We start from the raw sequence: 1,362 nt of genomic DNA on the forward strand, positions 1-1,362 counted from the left end.
CAGGGCTTCGGCGTAGTCGCGTGACGCCCGGTTCGCGGTGGCCCGTCAGGTCAGCGACAGGGTCCGGAACGTGACAGGCACGGCTTCCAAGATCATGGAGTTCTCGACGCCCCGTGATCCGAGTGGAAGACCGTGCCTGCCGACGCATCATCGCTGATCCCGCTTGCCCTTGACCAGCTCCGCGAGCATCCCGAGGTCACATCCGGGGAGGTCCCGGGCCTGCTGGAGCGGCTGGCCGAGGTGCCGGACCCGCGGGATCCGCGCGGGGTGCGCCACCGCCTGGCCGTCGTGCTCGCACTCACCGCGTGTGCGGTTCTGGCGGGGGCGACCTCGCTGCTGGCGGTCGGCGAGTGGATCGCCGATGCTCCGGCGCATGTGCTGGAACGGATCGGCGCCCGCCCCGATCCGCTGCTGCCCAGGCGGGTCCTGCCCGCCGAGACAGCGGTCCGCCGGCTGATGGCCCGCCTCGACGGCGACGCGCTGGACCGAGCCGTCGGACGCTGGCTCGCGGACCGCAGGCCGAAGGCGACCGGGACCGCCGGGCTGCGCGGCCTGGCCGTGGACGGCAAGAGCCTGCGCGGCGCGGCCAGGGCGAAGGGCCGGAAGATCCATCTGCTCGCCGCGCTGGAGCACACCACCGGCCTGGTCCTCGCCCAGCTGGACGTCGGCGAGAAGACGAACGAGATCACCTGCTTCCAGCCGCTGCTGAACACTGTGGCCGAACTGGCCGGCGTCGTGGTCACGAGCGACGCGATGCACACACAGCGCGAGCACGCCGACTACCTCCTGGGCCGCGGTGCCCACTACATCGTGCTCGTCAAGGGCAACCAGAAGAAGCTGCGACGGCAGCTCAAGTCCCTTCCGTGGAAGGACATCCCGCTTCAGGGCCGCACCAAGGGCGTCGGCCACGGCCGCTCGGAGATCCGCCGGATCAAGGTCGCCACCGTGAACAGCCTCTTCTTCCCCGGAGCCCGCCAGGCCGTCCAGATCAAGCGCCGCCGCACCGACCGCAAGACCGGCAAAACCACGATCACGACCGTCTACGCAGTCACCAGCCTGACCGCCGGGCAGGCCACCCCGGCCCAACTCGCCCGACTCGTCCGCGACCACTGGACGATCGAGGCCCTCCACCACGTCCGCGACACCACCTTCGCCGAGGACGCCTCCCAGCTGCGGACCGGCAACACGCCCCGCGCGATGGCCACCTGGCGCAACCTCGCCATCGGAGCCCTCCGCACGGCCGGAGTGAAGAACATCGCGGCCGGCCTCCGCCACAACGCCCGCGACCCTCGCCGCCCCCTCGCACTCCTCGGCCTCGGATGATCACGAACCGGACGTCACGCGACTACGCCGAAGCCCTGG

At 71.4% G+C, this 1,362-nt stretch carries 1 protein-coding gene; it reads left to right on the forward strand.

Going from position 1 to position 1,362, the window contains the following annotated elements; genetic code table 11:
• Positions 1–132: 132 nt before the first annotated feature.
• Positions 133–1,323, forward strand: coding sequence for an ISAs1 family transposase (locus AB0D85_RS52250; protein ID WP_362338780.1), 1,191 nt, complete (start codon positions 133–135; stop codon positions 1,321–1,323).
• The last annotated feature ends 39 nt before the right edge of the window (positions 1,324–1,362 follow it).

The organism is Streptomyces sp. NPDC048277 (genome assembly GCF_040652235.1).
GTDB lineage: Bacteria > Actinomycetota > Actinomycetes > Streptomycetales > Streptomycetaceae > Streptomyces.